This window comes from Clostridium sp. HBUAS56010, assembly GCF_007115105.1.
In the GTDB taxonomy this organism is placed as follows: domain Bacteria; phylum Bacillota; class Clostridia; order Lachnospirales; family Lachnospiraceae; genus Lacrimispora.
The window spans coordinates 1-2,983 of sequence record NZ_SULJ01000037.1 but is presented as its reverse complement, the minus strand read 5'-3'; the positions used below and the strand labels follow the sequence as shown (position 1 = coordinate 2,983).

Here is a 2,983-nt window from a genome sequence, read left to right as displayed (position 1 = left end):
ACAAGCAAACTATTCTTTGATGGGAAGGCGTAGATATGTGTAAGGGAAAGAATATTGCAAATGAAATTGCAAATATGAAATATGTTTATCAGCTCATTGTCAAAGATGGGAGGCTAGAGTATAAGGACGAGTATATTTGTAGTTTTCAAAATGTTAGAAATTACAGTATTCAGAAGATACCCAATAAATACATTAAGCTTTATAAAAGGTTAGAAGGAATTGAATAAAGGAGGAACTGCCATGCAGAGCACTGCTATAAAAATCAATTATCCGTATTCAGAGCCTATGCAGCACGACATACAAAAGTCATTATATCAATCCAGGCAGAAGGCAAAAGCAAGGAGACGGAAAGTATACATCATAAAGCAACGTTTGCTAGGGCTTTTATTGGTAGTCATATCAATACTGGCTCTTTTTATTACCATGGAAGGCAGTTTTATCATGTCGGCCGTCATTGGTTTGGGATTCTGCATTTACAAGTGAATACTCGTTTTATTAGCAGTTTGAAGCCATTAGATCATGTGTCTAGTGGCTTTTATAGTGGGAATAAATCAACTAAATTAATGGAGGATTATATCATGAAGAAAGAATATACGGTTGAACAGATGGCAGAGACAAGATGGTTTTATACTTTTACAGAACCAAATGCAAAGGGTGAAAAGTTAGTAATAGAAATATTCATGGGTAAAAATGATGGTGGATCTCGTGCACTTCCTGTACTATGGTATAAATCTGGAATGACTGACAGGGTATTGGAAACATATTGGTGCATTTCAACATATGTGACAGATACAGAGGGAAGATGCTGGATAATGTATAATCCTCAGAATAAACGTTCTGATGATGGTAAAAGAGCGGTAATAGACTTTGATTGGATGCTTGAAGCTACAGAAGATAACAGAGAAAAGTTAATTAATGAAGCATTTAGATTGTTTTCAAGTGCTGTAGGTGAAACAGCGACCGAAGAAAAGATAAGAAAGGTAAAAGAATTTGCAAAAGAAAGAGATATTGAAGTTATGACAGAGATCCCAGAAGGTTGGGTTAACTTAAATTATTGTACTGCTCCTATTGGATCGACTTATATAGGCAATATGAAGCCTAACTTTCACAATCTCAGAGATGAAAACAGAAGAGAAGCGTTGTTATTAGTTTAAGGAGGTGGATAATTATGGAAAGATATAATAGAACAAGTTTTTCTGCTTATTTAGAAGATTGTGATTATAAGGGATATAAAACATATATCTGGATTGAAAACATGAAAATCCGCTATTTTTACCTACAAACAGCAGAGGACTATACGAAAACTTTTGACACTCTTGCTGATTTATATGATTACATTGATAGCAAACAAGAAGTACGGGAGGAATAAGCATGTTACCATATATCAGAAGCAACGCAAGTTTTTATAATCGTATCGCAGAAGAATATTTTACTACAATAGCACAGGCAAAAACAAGGGAAGAGTATGAAAAAGTACTCTTTTCTTTTTGTAAAAGATGGCAGAGAGAGCTAACAGATGAGAATGTGCTTTCCTATTTTATAGAATCCGGAGAAATGGAACCGAACACGGCAGACGAATTCAGGCAGTTTTATATTGAAAATGCAGAGCCATTTCAGAAAGCAATTATCAACGCCAAGTTGACTATAGGAAATAAATACACACTTGTTTATATGAATGAATTTGGCTTTCCTGTAGCTGACAAAATCGTGTTTAAAGGTGCTTCGCCTTGTCAGTATGCACAATATACTGACGCAGTCAGAATAACGGCTAGAAGGGCAAGAAAACGCTCTGATGTGTATATAAACTTCTATGATTGCAGCCTTGCAATATACGAAGGCTGGAACGATTTACCGGAAGAAGTCACACACGAAAGAATAAGTGACAACCTACGTCAATCAAAATATAGCTGTTTTGATGCAAGGTTCTTTGAAGATTGTGTTAAATATTTTGGAAAGCCGATAGTTGAGTATAGAAATTTTAAAACAAGGGAATCAGATGGAAAAGTATTTGCATAAATGCGAGAAAAAGTAAGTTTGCTGAACTTATTAGTAGAAAGAGGGAAACCGAATGGAAATTAAAAATTTATCGCAATTAAAGAAAGCAATCGCAGCTGGCAATGTATTCTTAATTAAAGACCACAGAAGACCAGATTTTATAGGGCAGAGGCGTAAGGGTAATGTAATTCAGACAAATGCGGTATATACAATAGTTCCAGATGAACCGGATAATAAAATAAATCAGTTTAATGGTGGACGTGGTTCTTGGCTGCAATATGGCAAAGCTTCAGCTTGGGAATTTGATAATGGGTATTGCACACTTTATAACGGAGAGCATAAACCGGAAAATCTGGTAATGTCATTCGTTTTTGAATGATTGGAAGGGTTGGAAGGGAATGTGAATGAGAATATTCAAGAATTAAATTAGAATTTTTTAAGGAGATGAAGGATATGACACATAAACAGATCGAAAAGTTTTCAGTAGGCTATCCTTACCCAACGAACTACGTTGAAATTTTACTGAAAAAATATAATTACGACACTGAAAAAGTACATGAAATTCTATGTAGACCTTATAACGAAGTCATTAAAGAAGTACAGAACGAAAATGGAGTAACGGTTGCCGGATTGCTGTCAATTATGGAAACAAGGCAGAGAAAAAGAAATACAGTAAACTGATATTTATCGGAGGAAAGGCATGACAATAAAGCAATGTATACGCAAAAAGGGCTGGCAATTATATGCTGATACCAGTCAGTCTTATCGTTCCATGGATGTCGATGTTGATTTTAAGAACGGAGGCGTATTAGATGAAACACAGTTTCACATAAATGCGTATAATGAAAATGAATTGACAGAATTATTTTCGGAATTTTGTAAAGAAAATAACCTCCGCCGTAACACTGTGGTCAGTGTAAATATAGTGCAGGTTTACGAAGGTAAAGCATAGAACAGCAAAACTGAAATTTACCATAGAATCCGTGTT

At 35.1% G+C, this 2,983-nt stretch carries 7 protein-coding genes; all 7 read left to right on the top strand.

What is annotated here, in order from left to right; genetic code table 11:
- Positions 1-240: 240 nt before the first annotated feature.
- The 7 genes from FAY33_RS19060 to FAY33_RS19030 all read left to right on the top strand — a co-directional run bounded on the left by FAY33_RS19060 (position 241) and on the right by FAY33_RS19030 (position 2,947).
- Entirely contained in the window at positions 241-483 is a 243-nt protein-coding gene (locus FAY33_RS19060; RefSeq protein ID WP_143323065.1) for a hypothetical protein, read from the top strand.
- 95 nt (positions 484-578) lie between these two features.
- A complete protein-coding gene (locus tag FAY33_RS19055) occupies positions 579-1,154 on the top strand; it encodes a hypothetical protein (protein ID WP_143323064.1) in 576 nt (191 codons plus the stop codon).
- 14 nt (positions 1,155-1,168) lie between these two features.
- The gene (locus tag FAY33_RS19050) at positions 1,169-1,369 is read left to right on the top strand and encodes a hypothetical protein (RefSeq protein ID WP_143323063.1); all 201 of its coding nucleotides are present in this window, start codon (positions 1,169-1,171) and stop codon (positions 1,367-1,369) included.
- Positions 1,370-1,371: 2 nt separating this feature from the next.
- On the top strand, positions 1,372-2,016 hold the full coding sequence (locus FAY33_RS19045; protein ID WP_143323062.1) for a hypothetical protein: 645 nt from the start codon (positions 1,372-1,374) through the stop codon (positions 2,014-2,016).
- 52 nt (positions 2,017-2,068) lie between these two features.
- Entirely contained in the window at positions 2,069-2,374 is a 306-nt protein-coding gene (locus FAY33_RS19040) for a peptidylprolyl isomerase (protein WP_143323061.1), read from the top strand.
- A gap of 74 nt (positions 2,375-2,448) precedes the next feature.
- A complete protein-coding gene (locus tag FAY33_RS19035; protein ID WP_143323060.1) occupies positions 2,449-2,676 on the top strand; it encodes a hypothetical protein in 228 nt (75 codons plus the stop codon).
- A gap of 19 nt (positions 2,677-2,695) precedes the next feature.
- The gene (locus FAY33_RS19030; RefSeq protein WP_143323059.1) at positions 2,696-2,947 is read left to right on the top strand and encodes a hypothetical protein; all 252 of its coding nucleotides are present in this window, start codon (positions 2,696-2,698) and stop codon (positions 2,945-2,947) included.
- Positions 2,948-2,983: the final 36 nt, after the last annotated feature.